The 21,665-nt window shown below is 45.0% G+C and carries 26 protein-coding genes and 1 riboswitch; of the genes, 4 read left to right on the plus strand and 22 right to left on the minus strand.

The features are described 5' to 3' along the window. Nucleotides 1-58 precede the first annotated feature (58 nt). From FC61_RS05635 to FC61_RS05660, 6 genes are all read right to left on the minus strand, one after another. The gene (locus FC61_RS05635) at nucleotides 59-1,195 is read right to left on the minus strand and encodes a 1-propanol dehydrogenase PduQ (RefSeq protein WP_035464665.1); all 1,137 of its coding nucleotides are present in this window, start codon (nucleotides 1,193-1,195) and stop codon (nucleotides 59-61) included. A gap of 259 nt (nucleotides 1,196-1,454) precedes the next feature. Beyond that, nucleotides 1,455-1,606, minus strand: a riboswitch (adenosylcobalamin (AdoCbl) riboswitch). Nucleotides 1,607-1,645: 39 nt separating this feature from the next. Then, nucleotides 1,646-2,206 carry a cob(I)yrinic acid a,c-diamide adenosyltransferase gene (locus FC61_RS05640; RefSeq protein ID WP_035464662.1) on the minus strand — a complete coding sequence of 187 codons (561 nt, stop codon included), beginning with the start codon at nucleotides 2,204-2,206 and terminating at the stop codon, nucleotides 1,646-1,648. Between the two features lie 179 nt (nucleotides 2,207-2,385). Further along, the gene (locus FC61_RS05645; RefSeq protein ID WP_011668671.1) at nucleotides 2,386-3,036 is read right to left on the minus strand and encodes an MIP/aquaporin family protein; all 651 of its coding nucleotides are present in this window, start codon (nucleotides 3,034-3,036) and stop codon (nucleotides 2,386-2,388) included. Between the two features lie 230 nt (nucleotides 3,037-3,266). Beyond that, nucleotides 3,267-3,881, minus strand: a complete 615-nt coding sequence (gene pcp / locus FC61_RS05650; protein ID WP_021741940.1) for a pyroglutamyl-peptidase I — start codon at nucleotides 3,879-3,881, stop codon at nucleotides 3,267-3,269. Nucleotides 3,882-3,974: 93 nt separating this feature from the next. Beyond that, on the minus strand, nucleotides 3,975-5,744 hold the full coding sequence (locus FC61_RS05655; RefSeq protein WP_035464660.1) for an ABC transporter ATP-binding protein: 1,770 nt from the start codon (nucleotides 5,742-5,744) through the stop codon (nucleotides 3,975-3,977). 27 nt (nucleotides 5,745-5,771) lie between these two features. Further along, nucleotides 5,772-6,305, minus strand: coding sequence for a MarR family winged helix-turn-helix transcriptional regulator (locus tag FC61_RS05660; protein WP_021741938.1), 534 nt, complete (start codon nucleotides 6,303-6,305; stop codon nucleotides 5,772-5,774). A 307-nt stretch (nucleotides 6,306-6,612) separates the two neighbouring features. Here FC61_RS05660 and FC61_RS05665 point away from each other — a divergent pair, with 307 nt between their 5' ends. Beyond that, entirely contained in the window at nucleotides 6,613-7,326 is a 714-nt protein-coding gene (locus FC61_RS05665) for a sulfite exporter TauE/SafE family protein (RefSeq protein WP_035464657.1), read from the plus strand. Between the two features lie 65 nt (nucleotides 7,327-7,391). Here the strand turns inward: FC61_RS05665 and FC61_RS05670 are convergent, their stop codons facing one another. The 4 genes from FC61_RS05670 to FC61_RS05685 all read right to left on the minus strand — a co-directional run bounded on the left by FC61_RS05670 (nucleotide 7,392) and on the right by FC61_RS05685 (nucleotide 10,165). After that, a complete protein-coding gene (locus FC61_RS05670) occupies nucleotides 7,392-8,174 on the minus strand; it encodes a tyrosine-protein phosphatase (protein WP_021741936.1) in 783 nt (260 codons plus the stop codon). Nucleotides 8,175-8,339: 165 nt separating this feature from the next. Next, a complete protein-coding gene (locus FC61_RS05675; protein WP_021741935.1) occupies nucleotides 8,340-9,095 on the minus strand; it encodes a hypothetical protein in 756 nt (251 codons plus the stop codon). Beyond that, complete coding sequence (locus FC61_RS05680) at nucleotides 9,088-9,798, minus strand: ATP-binding cassette domain-containing protein (protein ID WP_021741934.1); 711 nt, start codon at nucleotides 9,796-9,798, stop codon at nucleotides 9,088-9,090. Before FC61_RS05680 ends, FC61_RS05675 begins: the two co-directional genes overlap by 8 nt. Then, nucleotides 9,791-10,165, minus strand: a complete 375-nt coding sequence (locus FC61_RS05685) for a GntR family transcriptional regulator (RefSeq protein WP_011668679.1) — start codon at nucleotides 10,163-10,165, stop codon at nucleotides 9,791-9,793. The genes FC61_RS05680 and FC61_RS05685 overlap by 8 nt, the downstream gene beginning before the upstream one ends. A gap of 211 nt (nucleotides 10,166-10,376) precedes the next feature. Here FC61_RS05685 and FC61_RS05690 point away from each other — a divergent pair, with 211 nt between their 5' ends. After that, on the plus strand, nucleotides 10,377-11,339 hold the full coding sequence (locus tag FC61_RS05690; protein WP_021741933.1) for a serine hydrolase: 963 nt from the start codon (nucleotides 10,377-10,379) through the stop codon (nucleotides 11,337-11,339). A 65-nt stretch (nucleotides 11,340-11,404) separates the two neighbouring features. Here FC61_RS05690 and FC61_RS05695 read toward each other — a convergent pair whose 3' ends face one another. The 7 genes from FC61_RS05695 to FC61_RS05725 form a co-directional block, all read right to left on the minus strand. Further along, nucleotides 11,405-11,878, minus strand: a complete 474-nt coding sequence (locus FC61_RS05695) for a glutathione peroxidase (protein WP_035464654.1) — start codon at nucleotides 11,876-11,878, stop codon at nucleotides 11,405-11,407. Nucleotides 11,879-11,966: 88 nt separating this feature from the next. Beyond that, entirely contained in the window at nucleotides 11,967-12,719 is a 753-nt protein-coding gene (locus FC61_RS05700; protein WP_021741931.1) for an HAD-IIB family hydrolase, read from the minus strand. 73 nt (nucleotides 12,720-12,792) lie between these two features. Continuing rightward, nucleotides 12,793-13,968, minus strand: coding sequence for a multidrug effflux MFS transporter (locus tag FC61_RS05705; protein ID WP_035464651.1), 1,176 nt, complete (start codon nucleotides 13,966-13,968; stop codon nucleotides 12,793-12,795). A 217-nt stretch (nucleotides 13,969-14,185) separates the two neighbouring features. Continuing rightward, nucleotides 14,186-14,992, minus strand: a complete 807-nt coding sequence (locus tag FC61_RS05710; RefSeq protein WP_024526348.1) for a Cof-type HAD-IIB family hydrolase — start codon at nucleotides 14,990-14,992, stop codon at nucleotides 14,186-14,188. A 120-nt stretch (nucleotides 14,993-15,112) separates the two neighbouring features. Next, nucleotides 15,113-15,901, minus strand: coding sequence for a type I methionyl aminopeptidase (map, locus tag FC61_RS05715; protein WP_024526347.1), 789 nt, complete (start codon nucleotides 15,899-15,901; stop codon nucleotides 15,113-15,115). Between the two features lie 141 nt (nucleotides 15,902-16,042). Continuing rightward, a complete protein-coding gene (locus FC61_RS05720; protein WP_021741927.1) occupies nucleotides 16,043-16,747 on the minus strand; it encodes a hypothetical protein in 705 nt (234 codons plus the stop codon). Between the two features lie 537 nt (nucleotides 16,748-17,284). Next, nucleotides 17,285-18,013 (minus strand): SDR family oxidoreductase, encoded by a 729-nt coding sequence (locus tag FC61_RS05725; RefSeq protein ID WP_021741923.1) that lies wholly within the window; start codon nucleotides 18,011-18,013, stop codon nucleotides 17,285-17,287. A 135-nt stretch (nucleotides 18,014-18,148) separates the two neighbouring features. Between FC61_RS05725 and FC61_RS05730 the strand changes: the two genes are divergently transcribed. Next, on the plus strand, nucleotides 18,149-18,511 hold the full coding sequence (locus tag FC61_RS05730; protein ID WP_021741922.1) for a winged helix-turn-helix transcriptional regulator: 363 nt from the start codon (nucleotides 18,149-18,151) through the stop codon (nucleotides 18,509-18,511). A 110-nt stretch (nucleotides 18,512-18,621) separates the two neighbouring features. On the opposite strand, the gene FC61_RS05735 is transcribed toward FC61_RS05730, so the two are convergent. The 5 genes from FC61_RS05735 to FC61_RS05755 are packed head-to-tail and all read right to left on the minus strand — an operon-like array spanning nucleotide 18,622 to nucleotide 20,491. Continuing rightward, a complete protein-coding gene (locus FC61_RS05735) occupies nucleotides 18,622-19,032 on the minus strand; it encodes an Asp23/Gls24 family envelope stress response protein (protein WP_021741921.1) in 411 nt (136 codons plus the stop codon). An 11-nt stretch (nucleotides 19,033-19,043) separates the two neighbouring features. Then, complete coding sequence (locus tag FC61_RS05740) at nucleotides 19,044-19,463, minus strand: Asp23/Gls24 family envelope stress response protein (protein ID WP_015474303.1); 420 nt, start codon at nucleotides 19,461-19,463, stop codon at nucleotides 19,044-19,046. Between the two features lie 16 nt (nucleotides 19,464-19,479). Continuing rightward, nucleotides 19,480-19,662, minus strand: a complete 183-nt coding sequence (locus FC61_RS05745) for a hypothetical protein (RefSeq protein WP_021741920.1) — start codon at nucleotides 19,660-19,662, stop codon at nucleotides 19,480-19,482. Between the two features lie 13 nt (nucleotides 19,663-19,675). Continuing rightward, nucleotides 19,676-20,221 (minus strand): alkaline shock response membrane anchor protein AmaP, encoded by a 546-nt coding sequence (amaP, locus tag FC61_RS05750; RefSeq protein WP_015474304.1) that lies wholly within the window; start codon nucleotides 20,219-20,221, stop codon nucleotides 19,676-19,678. A gap of 12 nt (nucleotides 20,222-20,233) precedes the next feature. Continuing rightward, entirely contained in the window at nucleotides 20,234-20,491 is a 258-nt protein-coding gene (locus FC61_RS05755; RefSeq protein WP_024526342.1) for a GlsB/YeaQ/YmgE family stress response membrane protein, read from the minus strand. Between the two features lie 253 nt (nucleotides 20,492-20,744). Between FC61_RS05755 and FC61_RS05760 the strand changes: the two genes are divergently transcribed. Then, nucleotides 20,745-21,659, plus strand: a complete 915-nt coding sequence (locus FC61_RS05760; RefSeq protein WP_021741919.1) for a hypothetical protein — start codon at nucleotides 20,745-20,747, stop codon at nucleotides 21,657-21,659. Nucleotides 21,660-21,665 lie beyond the last annotated feature (6 nt).

The raw sequence follows: 21,665 nt of genomic DNA on the forward strand, positions 1-21,665 counted from the left end.
ATTACACTGATTATGTGGCTAATTATAGATCGGATCGCCGAACAGAATGCATACGTTTTTAAAAGCTCTCTTCCAAAATTGCTTCAACATCCGCTTGTGTTGGCACTCGCGGATTAGCTGTCGTTGTCCGGTCTTTTAAGGCTGCCTGGGCAACTGATATCTTTGTTGATTTAAAGACCTGCTCATCAAGCCCATACTCCTGAAAGCTAGCCGGCATATTAAGTCGTTTCCGCAACTGAATTATGGTATTGATTAGATTACGCACCGCAATTTTAGGATTAGCCACATTAATACCAATTAATCTCGCCAAATTAGCATATTTAACGGCTGCCCGATTGGGTTTTTCCATCACACCTGATGACATATCTGCGTTATAAGCAATGATATGTGGCATCAGAATCGTATTTAAGCGTCCATGTGGTATGTGATATTGAGCGCCTGCAGCATGAGCGATACCGTGATTCAACCCCAAGTTAACCATGTTAAATGCCATTCCGGCGATGCATGATGCATCATGCATTTTCTGTCTGGCTTCCATGTCTTTACCATTATCACTAGCACGTTTGAGATATGTGAAAACCATTTGAAATGCCTTTTCTGCTAATGCGTCTGAAAAATCATTAGCATTGACCGAAACATAAGCTTCCAAACAATGAGTTAGTACATCCATTCCTGTATCTACCGTGATGTTTTGCGGCGCGGATTCTACTAAGCTGGCATCGAGCAGTGCAACCTTAGGCAAAATATCATCTGTTACTAGTGGATATTTAATTCCTTTATCACTGTTGGTAATAACCGCAAAATTTGTCACTTCGGATCCAGTTCCACTAGTCGTTGGAATAGCAATCAAATCCAAATCAGTTTCATTCTTAGACATTTTTTTGAGGATGAACTTCATCGCTTTGGTCGCATCAATGGCTGATCCACCACCAACTGCCACTAAAAGGGTGGCTTTAAACTTCTGTAACTCTTCAATTCCCGTTACAATTTTGGTAATTGGAGGATCCGGTTGAATGTCGGAAAAGATATCAAGCTCATTTTTTTCAGCTAAATGATCTGTAATCTTATCAAGGCTTCCCGACTTCACCATAAATGGGTCAGTTACTACAAAGATCCGTCGACCGCTAATACTTTCTAATTCTTCCAATGAATCAGCACCCGTCCAGATCTGAGTTTTAAACTGTATTCTCTCCAATTTTCCAACCTCCTTCACAGCATCATTATAAATAAAAATCAAAAGGTGCTTAAATCCACACAAATAAAGTGTGAATTTAAGCACCATTGCTTTTATGTACGCCATTGTACGAGAATTTAATTTTTATTTACAAGATAAATGTAGCGCTTACATAAGCGCTTGTCAATACTAATAAGAAAAAAGCCGTACTAAAAGTACGGCTAAGTAAACACCATCGTTTACACATACCATGCACGCCTTTGTGCATCTTAATTGAACTTAAAGACATTTCGTCTAAACCTCGAGACGAAATGTCGCACAAGCCACTTAATAGAAAGACCTGACTTATAGTAGCTACCTACTAATTACAGTGGCGGGACCGTACCGGATTCTCACCGGTTTCCATCTATTGAGTACTTCTTATCAATTATTAGTTGTAGCTTAGCATAGTTTCTAAAACAATACCACCCTTTAGTGAAAAACGGTCTTGCCGTGCTCATAAAAGATTTCAGGCATCTTTAACCGGTAATTGATTACTCGCGCCAATGCATAAAAATAATCTGATAACCGATTGACAAAAATTAGTAACTCTGGCGGAAGTTTAGTTGACCAATTAAGCGTTACAATTTGCCTTTCTGCTCGCCTCGTGACGGTACGACAAACCTGAAATAAGGCCGATGCTTTACTCCCACCTGGTAAAATGAATCGTGAGATCTCCGGCGGCTCATCCTGATAAACATCAATCCTTTTCTCAATCCAATCAATGTATTGCGGATTAAATCGCATATTATCCCAATTTAATTTAGGATTAGCTAGGTCTGTCCCTAGATCAAACAAACAGTGTTGCAACTGTGTCAGCTCCTTTATCAGAGATAATTCCTGAGAATCCAGCTCTGCAATTGCCAATCCCACAAAAGTATTTAATTCATCTAACGTGCCATAGGCCCATACACGATCCGAATCTTTGCTAACCTTTCCACCATCCACCAACCTTGTTAATCCTTTGTCACCGACGCCTGTATACAATTGCATTGAAATTTCTCCTTTCATACAAAAAACAACGCCAAATAATCCACTCACCAATGAGTGTTTTATTTGGCGCCGTTGCCATACTCTACCGGTAGTATAGCGCTTACATATAATGGATTCAACTACCCCTAAAACAATTCTATACAAAAAAAGGATTGACCAATAGCCAACCCACTTTTAAGTTACTCTTCACTACCCATCACACGAGCGACCAAAGCCGCAAGAATCGCACCAACTTCCGGCGCTAGGATGTACAGCCATAGATGTGATAAGGCACTTCCGCCGGCGAAAATTGCGGGGCCAAATGACCGGGCTGGATTTAAAGAACCGCCAGTCAAGTTCAACGCTACAATAATCAGGAAGGCTAGTGTTACCCCAATCGTCAATCCCGCAAAGTCACCATTACCGTGCCGATCACTCGTTACATTTAAAATAACCAGCAAGAATAGGAAAGTCACCAGTACTTCTACTAAAAAGGCTAATCCCGTCGAAATCTTAGGGAAATCGGTTTGCCCCAATTGGTTAGTCGCTAATCCCAATCCACTTACAAATAATTTCATAAAAGCCGAAGCAACTGTCGCTCCCAATACCTGAGCAATCACGTACCCTAACGCATCACGACCATTAATCCGCCGATTCATCAGCATTGCTGTAGTAACTGCCGGATTAAAATGGCCACCGGAAATTCCACCAAACGCGTACGCAGACACGGTAATCGCTAACCCAAAGGCTAACCCAATCGTTAACGTATTACCCGCGGCAACGGTCACCGCACCAGTCCCTAAAAAGACCAGCATAAACGTGCCGAAAAATTCGGCTAAGTATTTTTGCATCAATTCTTCCTCCATTCACATCTTATAAAATTCATTATAAAACAAAATGAAAAATCATGGTATCGAAACACCCCGCACCAAGTGGCATTTGTATCAATTCGGCTAATTAGTTGTATGGCTTATCCATTATTATGCTTGAAGTATACCTGCCCCGGGTAATCATTTAGCTGCCCTCTTAATGCCAACGACCCCGATATACAGCCAATAGCCTTCGTATAATCGTATAGTAATTAATCCGCACGAGCTATCACAATTGCTCTAATTGCCGCCGTTAGCCCGCGAACATCATCTGTCAAAGACAACGAAGGTACTCCAGATCGTTGCACCACTTGTTCCGGCAAAAAAGGAATATGGATAAATCCTGCTTGCAGTTGTGGAAACTCCGTCGCCCGCAAATGCTGTACCTGATACATAATATGATTGCAGACGTACGTCCCTGCCGTCGTTGAAACATGGCTAGGCAGACCTACCTGGCGAATTGCCTGGGCCATTGCTTTCACCGGCAACTGGGTAAAATAGGCCGCTGGTCCATTCGGTTGAATTGGCTGATCTACCGGCTGGAAACCAGCATTATCTGGTATCCGCCCGTCATCTAAATTGATCGCAATCCGTTCCGGCGTTAATGCCGATCGGCCATCGGCTTGGCCCACACTTAAGACAACATCAGGCCGTTCAGTTATGATAGCTTGCCGAACGACTTCCGCACAAGTACCAAACACCGTTGGGATTTCCAACGGTACCACCGTCGCTCCAGCAATCGCCGCCGGTAATCGTTTAACCGCTTCGATAGCCGGATTCGTCTTTTCGCCACCAAATGGATCAAAGCCCGTTATCAATAGTTTCATCCATATCCCCACTTTTCTTTGTATTGCCAGTTATTATACGCGTTCCTTTACTCCCCAACTCAAAAAGTCCTCCGCATTGCGAAGGACTTTTTTCTATTCTTTAAACTGAATCCGGACGTAATCCCGATAAATTGGTAAGCTATTTAGCAACTCTTGATGTGTCCCATGACCACTCACATGACCATTTTCAATAAAGTAAATGTTATCCGCATCCACAATCGTACTGAGACGATGAGCAATAATTAAGGTCGTTCGTCCCTTCATTAATTTCGTCAATGCTTGTTGCACCATAGCTTCCGATTCAGAGTCCAAACTAGCCGTTGCTTCATCCAACAATAGAATCTGCGGGTCACGAAGAAACGCACGTGCAATCGCCAGTCGTTGTCGTTGACCGCCACTAACCTTCACTCCGCGTTCGCCAACTTGCGTGTCTAGCCCATCAGCCATCTGGTGAACAAACTGATCTGCTGAGGCCAACTGAAGGACATGCCACAATTCGTCATCAGTATAGGTCTTCTCGGCACCATAGGTTAAATTATGCCGAATTGTCCCCGCCATAATAGCCGAATCCTGACTAACATAGCCTATCTGTGAACGCCAATCATTTAGGTTAAGGGTCGCCACATCTTGACCACCAATCGTCACCCGTCCATGCTGGGGTTGATAGTATCGTTCAATCATTCCAAAAATGGTTGACTTCCCCCCACCGGATGGTCCAGCGAAAGCCACGACCGTATTAGGTTTGGCTTCAAAGTTAACGTCATGCAAAACTGGTTGCCCATCATCTTCATAAGCAAAGTCAACATGCTCTAACGCTAATGTTTGCTCATTAACCGATTGGTTGGGTCCCGCAGTCAGGGCCTCTTCAGGTTCTTGCAAGAGATCGCGTACGCGTTCCGTAGACCCATTAGCCTTTGACAGATCCGTGAAGAAACGGCCTAAGGTTCCGACTGGTCCAATGATCTGAAACAAATACATCAGAAAAGAAAACATCGTCCCAATCGACATCGTTCCGTTAGACACCCGGACTGCCGCGTAAGCCAAAACACCCACAAACACAGCTAACATACTAGCAGTCATAACGGGGCCCGCAATGGCATCATAAATGGCTTCTTTCAGTCCAATATGATACAATGTCTCGATTTGCTGTGACCCATTTTTACTTTCATAGGTTTCGGCATTAGAAGACTTAACTAAACGAATTTCACTCAGCGTTTCATCGGTTGCCCCACTAAAGGTGGCCATTGCATCTTGCCGTTGACGACCGATCTTACTAGATTGTCGCATAATTGGAAACATCACAATCATGACCAATGGTACCGCAATGAACATAATTAAGGTCATTCGCCAGTCCATCAATAACATAATCACTAACGCCCCTAGAAGTTGGAGCAATGACGTGACCATTTGTGGAAATGAATTAGCCAAAAGGTCTTTAATCTGCATCGTATCATTCACTAATCGTGAAGTCATTTCGCCGGTCTTCACATTATCAAAATAGCTAACCCGCAACCGAATCAATTTATGCCACAAGGTTTCACGCAAACGTGCCACAACATTTTCACCGAAGAAACCTAACAATGCGCCAGAAACAGCGCTAATCACTGCACTTGCCACAAATAGAACAATGACTGTAATCAACAACGACTGATTCATGGCATGACCAACCCCGTTGATTAACGATTGGGCTAATTTAGGAACTGCCAGTTGGGCGCCGGTTGCCAACATCCCCAACAGTAAGCCCACTGCAAGTTGCCAATACTTAGGTTTAGTCTGTCGAATTAATCGTAAAAATGCTTTAAAATCAAACTTTCCAGTCGGCCGTTGTTGTGCGGTCGCTGGTGCTGCCATTCTTCGTGCCATTTCTCTTTGCCTCCAGCATGCTCAAACTCAGAAATGAGGACGTCCCATCCCCATACCACCCATTCCGTGGTGAGGCCAATGGTGATTATCTGGCATCATATCATGCCAGTTCACATCATCTACGTGGTGGTTCAATTTCGTCAATAGGTGTTCTAATTGTGCCTGTTCCTCAGCCGACAAATCACCAAATAATTTATCCGACCAGTCATCGACCCGTTTGTCGTACTGATCAAACATCTCTTTTCCACGATCACTTAACTTCACAATCACTGCTCGCTTGTCAGTTGGATTAGGCAAGCGTTCAGCTAGCCCCATGTCAACCAAGCGACTAATTGTGGCACTCACCGAGCTCGGCCGAATATCCAAAATCTCGGCAATTTCAGCATTGGTCAACCCCGTAGTCGATTGCGATAATAGCTGTAATAACCGCATTTGTCCTCGGCCACCACCCGGCCCGCCATGTTCACCCATTCCAGGTTGATGACTGACGGCCATTAAAAATGCCCGATTTTGCAATAATTTGCCAAAGCTTTTAAGTAAATCTCGACTTGACTCTGTCATGCGTGTGTCCTCCTTGAATACTTAATGGTCACTATATTAGCACTTTATTTAGCTTTTGCAAGTAAAAACTAACTAAAAAGCTAACTATTTTCAAAAAATAACTAGCTTTTCCCCCATTGACTCAGATAAATCAATTAGATTTTATTTTTCTCTGGCTATTCTGCCCCAAAACAGGTATGCTTATTTATGCAGGTTTGCGCCTGCCTAGTTGCTCTGTACATTCCAGATGTAACCTATGGATCAACTAGTGCCCTCATCTCGGATTGATGAGGGCTTTTTTATTTGTTCATTCATAGGAGGCGACCACATGACGTGGTTAATTGTTGCCCTTGCCGGCCTATTGGGCGGCACTGTCCAAGGACTAACTGGCTTTGGTGCGGTCATCATGATGATGATTCTTTTGCCCAATATCTTACCTATTGACCAGAGCGCGGGGGTAGCGGGGGTCATGATGTTGGCCAGTGTCTCAACACTGGTTTACCGTTACCATCATGCCATTAAGTTCAGGCAAATTATTTTACCATTTCTAATTTATGCCAGTGTGGCGACAGGGTCCGTTCATCTGGGACATGTTCTCGATGTCCACTTATTACGACTGCTACTGGGCGGCTTACTCGTCGGCTTATCACTTTATTTCACCCTTAATCACCGCGGGAATACGCAACCTTTTCCTTGGTATGTCGCCGGTTGCTTCATGATAGTCTCCGGATTCTTTAATGGTCTATTCGGTATTGGTGGCCCTTTAATGGCCCTCTACTTTTTATCACTAGCACATTCAATGCCGGAATACTTAGCTAACCTCCAAACTTTTTTTCTAATTGATACGTTTTACATCACCAGTATCCGCGTGGCTAACGGTATCCTTACCATGCAACACATCCCGTTAATTCTCATTGGGATGGTGGGGGCCGTTACTGGCACCATTATTGCTAGCCACGTCGTTACTCGACTCAACATCGCCACTATTAAACGTATTATTTATGTTTTCATCGGCCTTAGTGGCTTGTATTATCTTCTTTAGTCATGCTTGAGAGGAACAAATAGGCCTGCCTTGCCAGTTAACTGGTCAGGCAGGCCTATTTGTGCTTAATGCGGTGCTTTCGTTAACAGGTTTGTCTTAATGGCTTTTATCTGAGCCGGACTCAGTTTCAGTCCGTGTTTAACATACTTATCCATCGATCCGTATTGTTGATTAATTTGCTTGTAAAAGGAATTCAGCAGTGTTGGCTTGGCCCAAGTTACGCCTAATTGCGTGTTCGACAACAAATAATCTCGTTGAATGTCTCGTTTGCTAACACCTAAGATACTATATAAAATGGCCGCCGCGGTCCCGGTACGATCCATGCCGTGTGAACAATGGAATAGTAACGCCCCACGCTTGTTTTCAGCAATCTGAATCAGCAGACTACGATAACTCCGTTTGGCCGCCGCTTTATGGGCCATATCATCATACATTCCTTGGTCATCATCATCATAGTTCGAGCGAGTCCCTAGAACCGAGGCCTGGAGGTATTTGACACCTTCAATAACCGGATCAGGCTTTTTCATGATTTGCTCTGTTGTTCGCAGATCAACGATCTCGGTGAGCTGATGGTTGACCTGTAAGTTGAGCACATCGGTTGCCGTCATTTTCTCCAATGAGGCACTTCGTAAAACCTTCCCCATTTTCACCCGTTGGCCGGACTTGGTTCGGTACCCACCAAGATCACGCATGTTTTCCCCGCCCTCTAAGTGAATGGGCCGATTAACCTTTTGTGAAATTGCCGGCTGAAGTTGCGAATCTTTTGCGGTTGCGGCGTAGGCTGGTGTCACCGCAGTGGCCATAATAGCGGCACACCCCAGTGTTGTCAGTACTGTCTGAAATCGCATATATCTTATATCCCCTTTCTGAATAATTTCAGCATACCAAGTAGGTGTAAAGAGCGAATAAAGATGCTGTAAGAATTACGTATGGGTTCTATTGATTTCGTAATACGACGACCGACAAAAAACTTGGTCATCAACTTTGATGGCCAAGCTTTTTGACTGCAACTTTTAGTTGGCGATAGTTTCGCCCCATTTTTTAAGTAAGAAAATATTAATGATTGCTTCAACAATGGCTAATCCCAAGAAAATCGAAATCATGAAAATAAATGGACTGTAGTCCCCCTGAAAAGAAACACCAAAGTGCGAAACCAGTTCAATGAGATAAACTAATACCCGCACCACTAGATAGATAATTAACAGGTATAGAATCGCATTAACAATTCGCCGGCCAATATTCGGCAAGAAGCTCCCGGTCGTTCGAACCACTAGGTGTGCAAAAGAAATGGTCGTCCAGATTAAGATCATCAAAACCAGAACTAAGATGATCAACAAACCCGTTACGATTAAAGCCTTCTGTATGGGAACATTTCCCACACCGTGTGTCAAATCCATCAAAAATTTATGATCGATTCGCGCTGAAATTCCCATTAGAACTAGATGAATTAGCCCGAAATACACAAAGGCACTTAATGAAGCCAGTAAGTTGGTCAGATAGAGCTTCATATCACTGACTGGGATTAATCGGAATGTATCTCGCGTATAGACATGTTCATTATCAATAGCTAGCAAGATCCAGACTACCATGGATGCCGAGCCTAACCAACTTTCCGTGACGCTAAAAACTTGTCCACTGCTAATTCCAGTAGTAAACCACGACCACAGTAAGGACACGAAGATAGCAGCCAGACTCAGACCAGCCACGTAGTTCATCTTCCGGAAACGTTGCATTCCCAATACTTTAAATAACGATCCAAAACTAGTCATGACTGACGCCCCCCTCATATAAGCTCTCGTAGTAAGCCTCGATACCGATACCGTAATCTTCTCGAATCTCGTCACTTAATTTATGAGCGTAAATGGCTTGATCCTTGACGATCACCACTTCATCCAGAATTGGTGCAATCTCTGAGACGTAGTGATCACTAATGACCATCGTGGCATCTGTTGGTTTCCATTTCAAAATACTGCTGATGATCTTCTTCCGACTCATGCTATCAATCCCACTGAATGGTTCATCCAACAAGTATAGCTGTGTCTGACGTGCCAGAGTTAACGCAATAATAACCTTTTCCTTCATCCCTTTAGACAGCGCCGACAACTTCAATGTCGTATCGATTTGTAAGAAAGTGACCAGTTCTTCAAACCGCTGCCCATCAAAATCTGGATAGACGGTTCGATAGAAATTAACAACCCGTTCTACCTTGGTGTTAGCTGAAAATCCCCGCAACTGTTCCGTAAAACTCACGTGACGTTTGTGCTGGGCCATAGCCGTATCACCACAAACCGCAATTGACCCTTGCCCCTTGGCACTTCCAGTGATCAAACGCATCAAGGTCGTTTTACCAGCACCGTTTTCACCCAATAATCCGACAATTTTTCCCGTCGCTAATGTCAGATCGACCCCTTGTAAAATCGTTTTTAAATTTCGCTTATAAGATACTTGTTCCATAGCCAATACATTAGTCATGCTGTTGCCCCCTCTGTGCAATGTAGCGCTTCAAACTCGCGATGATTTCCTCATCGGTTAAATTCAATGCGTGTAATTGTTCATAAACGCGCTCCAACTGTTCCATGACTAACTGCTCCTTTAAATGGGTAATTCGTTGCTCATCCATTGTGACGAAGTTCCCCTTTCCCCGTTTAGATTCAATAATCCCCTCCGTGATCATTTCCCCGAGTGCCCGCTGAACTGTATTGACGTTCACCGTCAAGTCTACCGCCAGTTGGCGAACAGCCGGCAATTTATCCCCTGGTGCCAGCTGACCGATTATCATTTCATGATAAAGATACGTTTTAATCTGATAGTAAATTGGAACTTTATCATCAAACTCCATCCGTTCTACCTCCCTAGTGTTATATTTTACTATTACACTATAACATGAATGCATTTGTATCGCAACCCGAAGTAACGACTAATTCGGACCGATGATAAGTCGCTAGTTACCTGTCCACCGTAATTTTCCATGTACGCCATCTTCATTTGGGCGTATACTGTCAAGTGTTAAGTTAACCAACAAACTCTTTTGTAAAGCGAGTCCTGACACGATGAAACCCCACCAAGTCCCCCAATTTTTGTTTAAATACCGGGTCGTTGTGATGGCAGCCGCTATTGTTGTTCTCGGGCTAACTGGTATGTTCAGTGTCCACGCCCATCAACAACGACTGACGCAAGCTGATACGGTTGCTGCCAATCAAGCAGCTACGCCACACCAAATTAAACAGCAACAGCGCCATCTCAAAACCCGCCTAAAAACATACTTAACCCACATCACCGCCGATGGCACGACCAGTGTGAGCTTCTACAACTTAGGACCAATCGCGGGTAGTTCGGCCGCCAAATCTCCGCTTGCCCGTCAATTTTACCGCCGCGGTCAATTGGCAGTTTCTGCCAACGCCCATACCCCCGTTGTTTCGGCTAGTACATATAAACTATTCATTGCGGCCTATCTGTTTCATCTCAATCATCAGGGCCAATACACGTGGGACACGACCAGCCAAGATGGCTTTCATCGGATGATTGTGAACAGTGAAAATGACTTTGCTGAGGGCATTTTAGATACGTACGGCTTAGCTGGCATCGATAATTATATCGGTAGTCAAGACTATTACGCACCGATGTTCATTGCCAATCAAGAAGCTATGACAACCGCCGCGAGTCTAACCAAACTCTTGGTCCGCTTAGATCGTGCGCAAGCCCCCTTTAATCATGCCCACGATCGGTCGTGGCTACTGTCTCTCATGAAACAACAGGTTTACCGGACTGGGATTCCAGCAGGCGCCAGTGCCGCTAAAACCGGCACAACCGTTGCTGATAAAGTTGGGTTTCTCGGCGATACCAACAACGATGCCGCAATTGTAACCTTGCCTAACGGGCAGCGTTACGTCCTTGTGATCATGACTCATGGTCACGGGCAAACTGGCTTTAGTGGCTTCCCTCGAATGGCCAAAATCACGACGCACATTCAGAAATTAATGTATGGGACCACTGCTACTCAAAAATTGCATTAGCGACTATTACCAAAAAGGACCTATCACGTTCAACACGTGGTAGATCCTTTTTTAATACACCTATTCTAATCGGGCTGTAACGCCGTCACAATCGCTGGTTCAATTTTCTCTGGCTTGGTTGTGGGGGCGTACCGTGCAATGAGCTGTCCGTCACGATCAATAAGAAACTTCGTAAAGTTCCATTTGATTCGACCGTGACCCGCTGTTTCCTTGAGGTACGTGAATAACGGATCTTCATCTGCCCCATTGACTTGAATTTTTTTCGTCATGGGAAAGGTTACCCCATAATGAACCTGACAAAAATCACTGGTTGCCTCATCCGAGTCTAGTTCCTGATGAAATTGGTTGGACGGCAAGCCCAAAACTTCAAGACCCTGACTATGATATCGCTGATACAAGTCTTCTAGCCCCACCAGTTGTGGTGCCAGTCCACATTTACTAGCCGTATTCACAATCAGTACGACTTTTCCCCGATAGTCTGCCAAATTGAGCGGTTGACCACTCATTTCAGTTTCTTGGAAATCGTAAATCATCGTCATTAGCACCCAGTCCTTTCTACAATTCATGAGTTGCTTACGACATTATCATACACGTTTCTTTTCGTTCTGGCTTGTCATTTGCTGCTAACTATCTTATGGCATCAATCTGCTCGACAACAGCGGCAGCGGTGGGGGCACACTGAATCATCATGGTCCGCCCCAAATCCGCTAAGGCTGGCTTACTAGTAACCCATATGCTCAGTTGTGCTTGTGCTAACATGGCCAAATCATTTTGATCATTACCAAACGCTGCATATTTTCGAATCCCTAAGCGCGCTAATGTCGTTGCCTTATTGATTCCTGCCGCCGTAATATCTAGATTAGCTTCCCCAGTATGTGCAATCACTGTCAGCCCCGACTGATCCTGTAAGCTAGTTGTCAGATCGGCAAGGTGGGTTAACGGAATATTTAGTAAAATAATTTTAATTGCTGATGTAATCATCGACAATTCCTGTTTTTGAGCTAAATGAGCAGGATCTAACTGACGTAAAATTAGGTTATCAGTAGTCACCCGTGCCGCATAATCCCACTCACTATCAACGACATAATCTAACTGGTAACGATCAATCATAGCCGTTAGTTGTTTCAAATGGCTGGATGATAATGGCGCCATAATTTGAACTTGCCCCTGATTAGCGACTAAAGCACCATTCGCACCAATTAGTAGTTGATCGGTAAATGCCGGAATAATAGGTAACAGATCCCGAATTGGCCGCGCCGAAGCAAAAATAACGCGTTTCCCCCGGGCTTGTAATCGCCGAATCGCTGCCACAATCGGTGCTTCAATTACCTGCCCATTAAAACTCAACGTACCATCCACGTCAAAGACGACTGCTTCCATCACTAGTCACTCCCCTTCAAAATTGGAGTATACCATTATTGCATGCATTCATGCAAGATCACAATTTGTTAGTTTAGTGTTGTCGTCTGATTAACCACCAAAACGCCAATCCCATCCCCAAACTCAGCACCAAAAGATAGAGTGGCAGCCGGTTGATAGCACCATTGTGCCACCAACTCATTCCGTACGTTACTGCACTGACTAAGAGATAATACCCTAGGCTAAACCAACCACTGGCGCTTCCCATCACTTGTTCGTAGCCCACTAACGCGCGATTCAAGGCGTTCGGCAAGGTAATATTGAATCCTAAAAAGGTTAAAAAAATGCCGATAATCATCAAGGTAGCCTGATGCAGTGCAGCAGCACCCACTAAGCCAGCACTCATCACCATACTCACAATAAGTCCACCGCCGGTCACCTGTTCGGGCGTCCAACGATTCAGTAGTCGCCCGACAATGAGGGCCCCTAATAAGCTCGCTGTAGCTAACACGAGTCCCAACCAGCCGTAAGCCACTGCCGAATAGCCAAAGTGGGTCATAAAAACAAATGGGGCTTCGGCGTAGTAACTAAACAAGGCGCCGTTAATCCCCCCAATTAATAGACCATAACCCCACACAACCGGGTCCGTCAATAACCGCTGCACCACTAGGCGTTGCTTAACGATGGGGGCATGGGTTGTTAATTGACGGGTCTCCGGCAAACCTGCTTGCGCGAGTAATCCCACGACGATTGCCATCGTCACCAGCGTTGCAAAGACACCTCGATAACCGCTGATGGTTTGCATGATCCCACCGATTAACGGCCCCAAAGCTGGTGCCAAGGCCATAGCCGCACTGGTTTTGGCAAAGACTTTGGCCCCCCTCACACCCGTAAAACTTTCGCGCATGATTGTCTGGGTGACGACCGACCCTGTACTAGCACCAAAGGCCTGAACTAGTCGCCAAATCAATAATGTCGTGAAATGCGTACTAACCAATAGGCCGACATTGCCAACTAAATAGACGCCAATCCCAGTCAACATGGCTGGGCGTCGGCCCCAGTAATCGGCCAATTGACCCCAAACCAAGACACCAATGGCAAACGCAACAAAGTACGTGCTCATGGTCAGTTGGATTTGATTGGCACTCACGGCCAACACATGTTGTAACTGTGGCAGTACCGGTGTAAAGATTGACTCACTAATTTGGGGAAACCCCACTAAAACAATTACCAGTCCCAAAGAAGGACCTGATTTTTGGACGCTTTTCATCATATTTCTCCTTAAAATTTACTCTACGGAAAAACGTCCGACACCATTTACGGGGGCACATACCATGATTTGTTCGATTCTCACAGGCTCATCCACCCCTTTCGCTTAAGTATTCCCTTACCCTACTGGAAGGCGGGGGACTTGTCAATCACCAGCTCTGTTTAAGCCACCGCTCAAAAATGCCAGAACGCAACCGTCCTGGCATCTTGGTATCTACTTATAAAATAAAGGTTTCAATTGCATCAGCAACCCCGCGCTCGTAATCATGGGGCGTTACAAACTTAGCCACTTGCTTAACGTCATCAATGCCGTTAGCTACCGATACGGGTAATCCCACCTTGGTCAGCATGCCTAAATCATTCGCGTTATCACCAATTGCCATAATTTCATCAGCCTTAATTCCCAGCTTGTCACCCAGGTCTAAGATCGCCCGCCCCTTATCCACACCGGCATGGTTGACTTCCATGTAAATTCCCGATGAATACGTACAATTAATTTCTGTAAACGCGGCTTTGATTGCCGCATAAACCCGTTGCCGGACCGTCACATCCGGATTCATAACGATAACCTTCATAATCTGCGCATTTCTAAACTGGTCAAATGCGCCCGTCATCTCAGTGAAGGTCACCCCACGGGTTTGCAGGTAGGCGCGATCATCTGCTCGTGGCCGATAAATGAACAGATGGTCCAGTGTATAAATATGAATATCCACATCAAACTCGCTCATGATGGCAAAAGCCTTGGCCGCTTCTTCATAGGGCATTTCATTGCTGACAATAACACGATTGTCCTGATTTTCTACAACGACACCACCATTGTACGAAACGACATACTCGTTTGGTCGTTGGTAGAGGTTTAACGTCTTTAACAATGGTTGAATGGATAGAAAACTCCGTCCGGTGTTCGGTACGAACTTGACCCCACGTTTAGAAGCTGCCGCAATGGCGGCGACGTTTGCCGATGAAATACTCCCATCCTGTCGTAACAGTGTTTCATCGAGATCACTGGTAATTATTTTGTACACGCGACTCGCTCCCTTGAATTCGTTTACACCCACTATACCATAGACAATCTTTGGAAACGAACGACGGCTTCATTTTCTAAAACCAAATAAAAAGCGCAGCCGCAGCTCCGCTCATCAACTCTATTTCAATAAATACGGTGCATCCATGACCGGATCAACTGAGGTCAAAATCTTTGGCCCATCATCTGTCACCACTAACGTGTGCTCATATTGACAGCTAAGACTACCATCTAAAGTACGAATCGTCCACCCATCATCCGCTGGATCGCCACAACGCCAATCACCAATATTAATCATCGGTTCGATTGTAATCGTCATGCCTGCTTTCAATCGCGTACCATGTCCGGCCTTGCCATAGTGGGGAACATCGGGTTCCTCATGCATAGTGGGCCCAATGCCATGACCAATGTATTCACGAACGACTCCATAGCCCATTTGATTTTCAGCGTAATCTTGGATGGCAAACCCAATATCACCAATTCGATTGCCAACGACGGCTTGATCAATCCCCAGATACAAGGCTTTAAGGGTCACATCCATCAGCTTTTGCACGGCAGGACTTGCCGTGCCAGCAACAAATGCATGGCAGGCATCGCTTAAATATCCATGATAATCGATGACCGTATCGACCTTAATTAAGTCACCATCATGAATTAAGATATCCTTACTGGGACAACCGTGACACACCATATCGTTGACACTCACACACGTTGAATACTTGTAGCCTTCAAAGTTTAGCTCACCAGGTGTCGCATCATGATCAATAATATATTGGTAACTAAAATGATCAATGTCCCACGTCGTCATCCCTGGTTTGATGTAGGTTGCTAATTCATGAAACAGCCCCGCCAAAATATCACCAGCTGCCTGCATGCCATCAATTTCCCGTTGCGATTTAAGTGCTATCATGAGTCCTCCTGAAAATTCCATTCGTTTCTTTCTAGTATACCCTTATTTGCCGAAAATAAAAAAGCACCGATCACCTCCCGGATGACCGATGCTTCACTCCCCCTATCTCAATGACCATATCAATGCTGGTTAATTCCCCAATTAATCAGCATTCATGAATTGGCCATTAGTCAAATCACGTTGCAGCACCCAGCCATGGCCGGATACGTAGCTAAAGGCTACGGTCTTCTTAGCAGCGTTCTTCAGCTTAGCTTGCTTCGTCACTTTGTAAGTCGTGGCGGCCTTCAGTTTGCCGTTCGTCGTTAACGTCATCGTTGGCCGATCAGCGGCAACTGCGGCTTTATATACGACTGGACGGGCATCCTTGGTATGTACCGTCTTCGCTTTTTTAAGCGCCGTCACTGAGACGATCGTATACTTGGTTGCTGTCTTCTTAACCCCACTAGCGGCTTTAAACTTGCCAGCCGTTAGCTTGCTAGAAACAACCCAGCCTTGGCCTTTAACATAACTGTACTTCTGACTCTTCTTAGCGTTGATCTTTACCTTAACTTGCTTGGTAACCTTGTAAGTTGTCCCGGCCTTCAGCTTCCCCTTAGCTGTTAACGTCATCGTTGGCCGATCAGCACCCATAACGGCTTTGTATACAACTGGCTTAGCGTCCTTAGTATGGTACGTCTTCGCCGTCTTATAAAAACTGGAAGATAAAATCGTATACGTTTGTTTCTTAACACTTGCCTGCGTGGTCGTTGCTGTTGTCGTCTTCGCTGAAACTGGTGCAGCAACTGCCAATGGTGCCATCAAGGCTAATGCGGTCAAAACTGTTAGTGTCTTTTTCAAAATATCCACTCCCCTAAATCAAAGATTACATTTATTTTAGTTATATTACAGCAATGTGTCAATAGCGTTTTAATTGTAATATTTTTAAAATATTCTAAAGCTCGCCTGCCATCATCAGCATGCTGGTTGCCACTAATCATCGAAATCCACTAAACTGCCAGTATTCATTTAAAGGAGGAATCATGATGGATGGTACTTAGCAAACAACTGACCGGAGCATTGATATTCTACAGCTTAAACACACATTACCCACACACAGAATCCCTTTGGAAATTTGATTCTAATTAATATTTCCGGCTTGTCTTGGAATGAATTGCAAGGATTCACACCCCAAAGATTACCGCACATTATTGGCTATGGCTTTGCGGGCATCGTTTTGGAAGGTTGCCTAGTATAGGTAGTCCTTGTTATCGTTAAATTTCGTTACTTTTTTTACTTGGGTAGCTGGGATCGGCCTCGCCATTCGGCTGGTTAAATTCGGTTTGATGGTCTGGCTAGGTTCATCAACAATAAAAAAAGGACGGCGCTAATCGCCATCCCACCAGACTAAGCATCCTGCTTAGTCGCTGCAATATCTACTTCACGAATATTAACCTCTTGGGGCATGTCATACATGAACTTAACGGTTTCAGCGACATGCTTAGGATCTAAGGTGATTCCACCCATCGTCGCCTTCCACGCTTCATAATCCTTCAAGGCTGTGTCACTCGTAACGTGGGTCAGCAGTTCCGTTTCGGCCGCCCCAGGTGCGACGAGCATGATCCGAACATTTTGTGCGGCATTTTCTTCACGTAAGGTTTCAGATAAGCCATGTACGCCAAATTTAGACGCAACGTAGGCTGCATGATTTACAAATGTCTTCTTCCCCGCCAAGGAAGACATGTTTAAAATCGTCCCATGTTGACGCTCACGCATGCCGTCCAAGACGATTTGGGTGCCATTCAAAACACCCATTACGTTAGTATCTAGCATGGTTTGCCATTCTTGTGGATCTTGATTTTGAACATTACCCAGTAACATAACCCCGGCATTATTCACCAATAAATCGGTCGGGCCATATTGCGCTTCTGCCTTATGAATAGCAGCCGCAAACTGTTCTTGATTAGTCACATCCACCTCAGCAACCATAGCGTGGTCAAAGGTCTCCGCTAAGGCTGTCAGTTTCTCTAGTCGACGGCCAAGTAATAAAAGCGGGAAACCGTCAGCGTTAAAGATTTTGGCAATCTCCTGGCCAAATCCAGAACTAGCCCCCGTAATCACAACTAATTTTTTCATAATGTACCTCCTAAAAGTTTTTTCATAATAATCTCTGTATTTCTCAACAATTCTCAGTATAATGGGAAGCGAACTAAAAACAAGTACGCACTTTGGGGTAACTACGCCTGACCGTTTCCCCCGAAAGGACCCTTTATGGATAAGCAACCACTCATAGCACCACGCTTTTTAAATGAATTTGACGCCACCATGCAACTGATTCAGGGCAAATGGAAGATCATGATTCTTTATGAACTAGACGAAGATGACCATTGCCGATTCGCTGACTTACAACATCACATTCAAGCTGTCTCCCACAAAACACTCACGAGTCAATTGCGTGAATTACAAGCGGATGGGTTGATTACCCGTCACGACTTTCATACCGCTCAACCCCATGTCGAATATGCATTAACACCCATGGGCCAATCACTAATTCCGATCTTAGATGCCATCTGTACTTGGGGCACAACACACATTGATCCGGCATTGATGGCCCGAACCTTGTGTGATGAATAAACCTAGTAGGCCGACTACCATTTAATCAAGTAAAAAGGACTCTTTCAGAACTGACAACATTCTGAAAGAGTCCTTTATTTAGTAGAGCACCAGCGCTAGCTAGCTATTGGCTAGTCGTCCTTTTTCTTTTTACTACGAGATGACTGTTGTCGTTGCTGCCATTCGTCTTTGGTCAGCATATCTTTGACCCGAAGCTTAACCTCGGTCACTCGATAGCCAGTCATGGTGGTCACCGCACTGGTAATCTTACTCGTCACTTTGGTTAAAATTTCTTCGGCACGTTTCCCATATTCTAGGATGGCATCCAGCTCAATTGCCACGGTCTTTTGTTGATCATCCAGTTCAATATCGACGCCAGATTGCGGTCGATCACTCTCTGTTAATCGATCCGATAAATTATCAATCAGGTTGCCTTGTAAACTCAGCACACCATCGACTTCGCTCGCCGTCTTACCCGCAATCTTTTCTAACACCATATCATCAAAAATAATTGTTTGCGTTGCTTCAGGTTGTTTGTCCATGAGGGCCTCCTTTATTTGATCTTGTCGTCAGTATCAACGGTAGAATTAGGCTTACCAGCCGCCTGTTCTTGCCATTCTTGCTTACTCATGACGTCATTAATGTGAACTTTAATATCAACAACTTCTAAGCCAGTGAAACGCTCGATGTCTTGTTGTACCCGCTGGCAGAGTTGATTAAAAATCTGGCGCATATCCTTACCATATTCAACGGTAATCGTCATGTCTAAAGCAGCTTGCTGTTCGCCTACCTGTGCTTCCACCCCTTGGGTTGGATCAGAATCACTGCGGAATCGGTTCGTGAGATTGCTAATCATCCCACCTTCTAATGCGAGAACGCCATCAATGTTACGTGATGCCAGTCCAGCAATCTTCTTGATCACATCATCTTCGAACGTTAACTTCGTGGTTAATGTTGGTTTTTCTGTGGTCATAAGACCCCTCCTTTAGTTATCTCGATAAGAGTTGTTCAATCCGTTTACCTAGGGCCGAAAGATCTACGCGGACAAACCGACCAATTCCCCAGCCCACTAGGCCAAACACAGCAACTAACAACATTGCGGGGAAGCTTTGGAAAACCCATACGAGTCCCAAAACGAGACCCCACAGTGCGCCATATGCGCCATTACTCATGCCACTCCCTCCTTTACACGACTGACACGTGACGTTGCCGATCAACTGGTGATAACCGGACAACCGGTTTGACGGCCGTCAAATCTAATTGTTGCTGTAAATAAGCATCAATCACTTGGCTAGCCTGTTGTGCCAGCGGATCAATCTGATCCGTTGCACTGACCTGAGCGATGGCGGTCACTCGGGCACGCCGGTGGCGTAACAATTTCACCGTTACTCGGGGGTCAACTAAACCCACCTGTTCAACCAGTTGGTGACGTAACGCTTTTTCTAGCGCCGCCTGTGGCACTTCCAACATACCAAGCTGATTGGTGAATTGCCATTGCTTCTCGCGTATTGGTTTGAAGATACCGATAACCACTAATCCCAAACCAACGATGCCGGTAATAATCACGGCCCCGGCTAAAACATATTTTAACCAAGCCATTTGGGTATAGCTCATTTCTAAACTCCACGCTGAAAGTCCCGGAATCGGCAGCCACCAGCCGAGCTGAAAGATGGCCAAAGCTAGTAGAATCAGTCCTAGAATCGTCAAAAGTCCTTTGTTGCCTCGTCGCATCGGATCACCGCCTTATTTGGCCTTGCCGCGAACACCAAAGATTGCTGAAACAATCAAGATTAAGATGATGGCCCCTAAGATTGAAGGGACTAATGCCATCCCGGCTAAAGCTGGACCCCAAGAACCTAATAGTGCTTGTCCTAACCAAGAACCAATCAAGCCGGCTAGGATATTGGCAATCCAGCCCATCGAACCGCCGCGATTAGTAATTGCGCCTGCCACCGCACCAATAATTGCACCAACGATTAATGACCATAACCATCCAAACATAAGATAACGCCTCCTTTTCATATTAGGTGTTTCCTATCGTTATCATCATAATAACCGATTAGTATTTCCGATTGCAACCTTTACGCTCACCTGTGAATAATTCTCCAACAGGTTATTTACGCACAATGATCACTCGGCTTATCACTAGTTAATCTGCAGAAAATAGTTCACCTGAATCTCATCGACAAGTATGTTACAATCGAAAATGCTTGTGTTTTCATCGGAATAATATTTAGGAGGCGCCTCGTTACTTATGAAGTTTATGACTCACGTCAGTCGTGACTATTTGATTGGCTTCGCTTTAGTCCTTCTGATGGTCGCTGGAGCAACGTTCTTGGACGATCAAGAAATTATCTTGCCGGAAATTGCTGCATTAACCGCTGGTATGTGGATTTATCACAACCCACGCTGGCTCCATCAACCTTACAAAATTTTTTTAGCGCCTTCCGGTACGGCGGTTATTGGCTTTTTAATCAACCAGCTTCCGGTTAACTACCCCATTAAAATTTCGCTAACTTTAGTGGGCATTCTCGTGCTCTTGCGTGAATTACGTTCTCCCTTAGCACCGGCCTTTGCCACCGGACTTTTACCAATTATTGTTAATGCAACCCACTGGTCATTTATCGGGGCCATTTTCTTGTTTACGCTAATTCTTATGATCGGTGTCTTACGACAGGGCCACTATCGCCACGCGATTGCCAGCGATCCGATTCATTTTCAACATATTTTAGGCTTTGCGGCAGTTGCCACAGTCTGGATTATCGGTGTTTGTCTAGCGGGACAGCCTCAGATGGCCGGAATTCCTCCAGTACTAGTGGTCTTCTTTGAAGTCCTCCAGCGTCCAACCTACTCGAGTAAACTAGCACTCAAACAGATTGCCGCACTCAGTGGCGCAGCAACCATTGGGGTTGTTGGACACTTACTGGTAACCTCATGGCTCCTAGCAACCTTAATTAGCTTGCCACTCGTTTTACTGCTGCTGACTTTGCTCAACCTAAAACTGCCAGCGGCCTATGCGTTTCCACTCTTGGCACTCGTCTTGCCACCAACCATGTTCATCCATCTCCCGATTGCGGCTACATTAGCCGCTAGCTTCTTTCTAGGAACCGTCCTAGTTTACCGTAAAATCACGGCTGCCATGACGACGAGCATTACTGAAGAAAATTAAAAGGCA

This window comes from Levilactobacillus brevis ATCC 14869 = DSM 20054 (genome assembly GCF_001433855.1).
Taxonomy (GTDB): domain Bacteria; phylum Bacillota; class Bacilli; order Lactobacillales; family Lactobacillaceae; genus Levilactobacillus; species Levilactobacillus brevis.

Coding starts and splice junctions, on each gene's coding strand:
- FC61_RS05640 (WP_035464662.1), bottom strand. CDS start 2,206: ATGCAATTGTATACAGGCGTCGGTGACAAAGGATTAACAAGGTTGGTG.
- FC61_RS05645 (WP_011668671.1), bottom strand. CDS start 3,036: ATGCAAAAATACTTAGCCGAATTTTTCGGCACGTTTATGCTGGTCTTT.
- pcp (WP_021741940.1), bottom strand. CDS start 3,881: ATGAAACTATTGATAACGGGCTTTGATCCATTTGGTGGCGAAAAGACG.
- FC61_RS05655 (WP_035464660.1), bottom strand. CDS start 5,744: ATGGCACGAAGAATGGCAGCACCAGCGACCGCACAACAACGGCCGACT.
- FC61_RS05660 (WP_021741938.1), bottom strand. CDS start 6,305: ATGACAGAGTCAAGTCGAGATTTACTTAAAAGCTTTGGCAAATTATTG.
- FC61_RS05665 (WP_035464657.1), top strand. CDS start 6,613: ATGACGTGGTTAATTGTTGCCCTTGCCGGCCTATTGGGCGGCACTGTC.
- FC61_RS05670 (WP_021741936.1), bottom strand. CDS start 8,174: ATGCGATTTCAGACAGTACTGACAACACTGGGGTGTGCCGCTATTATG.
- FC61_RS05675 (WP_021741935.1), bottom strand. CDS start 9,095: ATGACTAGTTTTGGATCGTTATTTAAAGTATTGGGAATGCAACGTTTC.
- FC61_RS05680 (WP_021741934.1), bottom strand. CDS start 9,798: ATGACTAATGTATTGGCTATGGAACAAGTATCTTATAAGCGAAATTTA.
- FC61_RS05685 (WP_011668679.1), bottom strand. CDS start 10,165: ATGGAGTTTGATGATAAAGTTCCAATTTACTATCAGATTAAAACGTAT.
- FC61_RS05690 (WP_021741933.1), top strand. CDS start 10,377: ATGAAACCCCACCAAGTCCCCCAATTTTTGTTTAAATACCGGGTCGTT.
- FC61_RS05695 (WP_035464654.1), bottom strand. CDS start 11,878: ATGACGATGATTTACGATTTCCAAGAAACTGAAATGAGTGGTCAACCG.
- FC61_RS05700 (WP_021741931.1), bottom strand. CDS start 12,719: ATGGAAGCAGTCGTCTTTGACGTGGATGGTACGTTGAGTTTTAATGGG.
- FC61_RS05705 (WP_035464651.1), bottom strand. CDS start 13,968: ATGAAAAGCGTCCAAAAATCAGGTCCTTCTTTGGGACTGGTAATTGTT.
- map (WP_024526347.1), bottom strand. CDS start 15,901: ATGATAGCACTTAAATCGCAACGGGAAATTGATGGCATGCAGGCAGCT.
- FC61_RS05725 (WP_021741923.1), bottom strand. CDS start 18,013: ATGAAAAAATTAGTTGTGATTACGGGGGCTAGTTCTGGATTTGGCCAG.
- FC61_RS05730 (WP_021741922.1), top strand. CDS start 18,149: ATGGATAAGCAACCACTCATAGCACCACGCTTTTTAAATGAATTTGAC.
- FC61_RS05735 (WP_021741921.1), bottom strand. CDS start 19,032: ATGGACAAACAACCTGAAGCAACGCAAACAATTATTTTTGATGATATG.
- FC61_RS05740 (WP_015474303.1), bottom strand. CDS start 19,463: ATGACCACAGAAAAACCAACATTAACCACGAAGTTAACGTTCGAAGAT.
- FC61_RS05745 (WP_021741920.1), bottom strand. CDS start 19,662: ATGAGTAATGGCGCATATGGCGCACTGTGGGGTCTCGTTTTGGGACTC.
- amaP (WP_015474304.1), bottom strand. CDS start 20,221: ATGCGACGAGGCAACAAAGGACTTTTGACGATTCTAGGACTGATTCTA.
- FC61_RS05755 (WP_024526342.1), bottom strand. CDS start 20,491: ATGTTTGGATGGTTATGGTCATTAATCGTTGGTGCAATTATTGGTGCG.
- FC61_RS05760 (WP_021741919.1), top strand. CDS start 20,745: ATGAAGTTTATGACTCACGTCAGTCGTGACTATTTGATTGGCTTCGCT.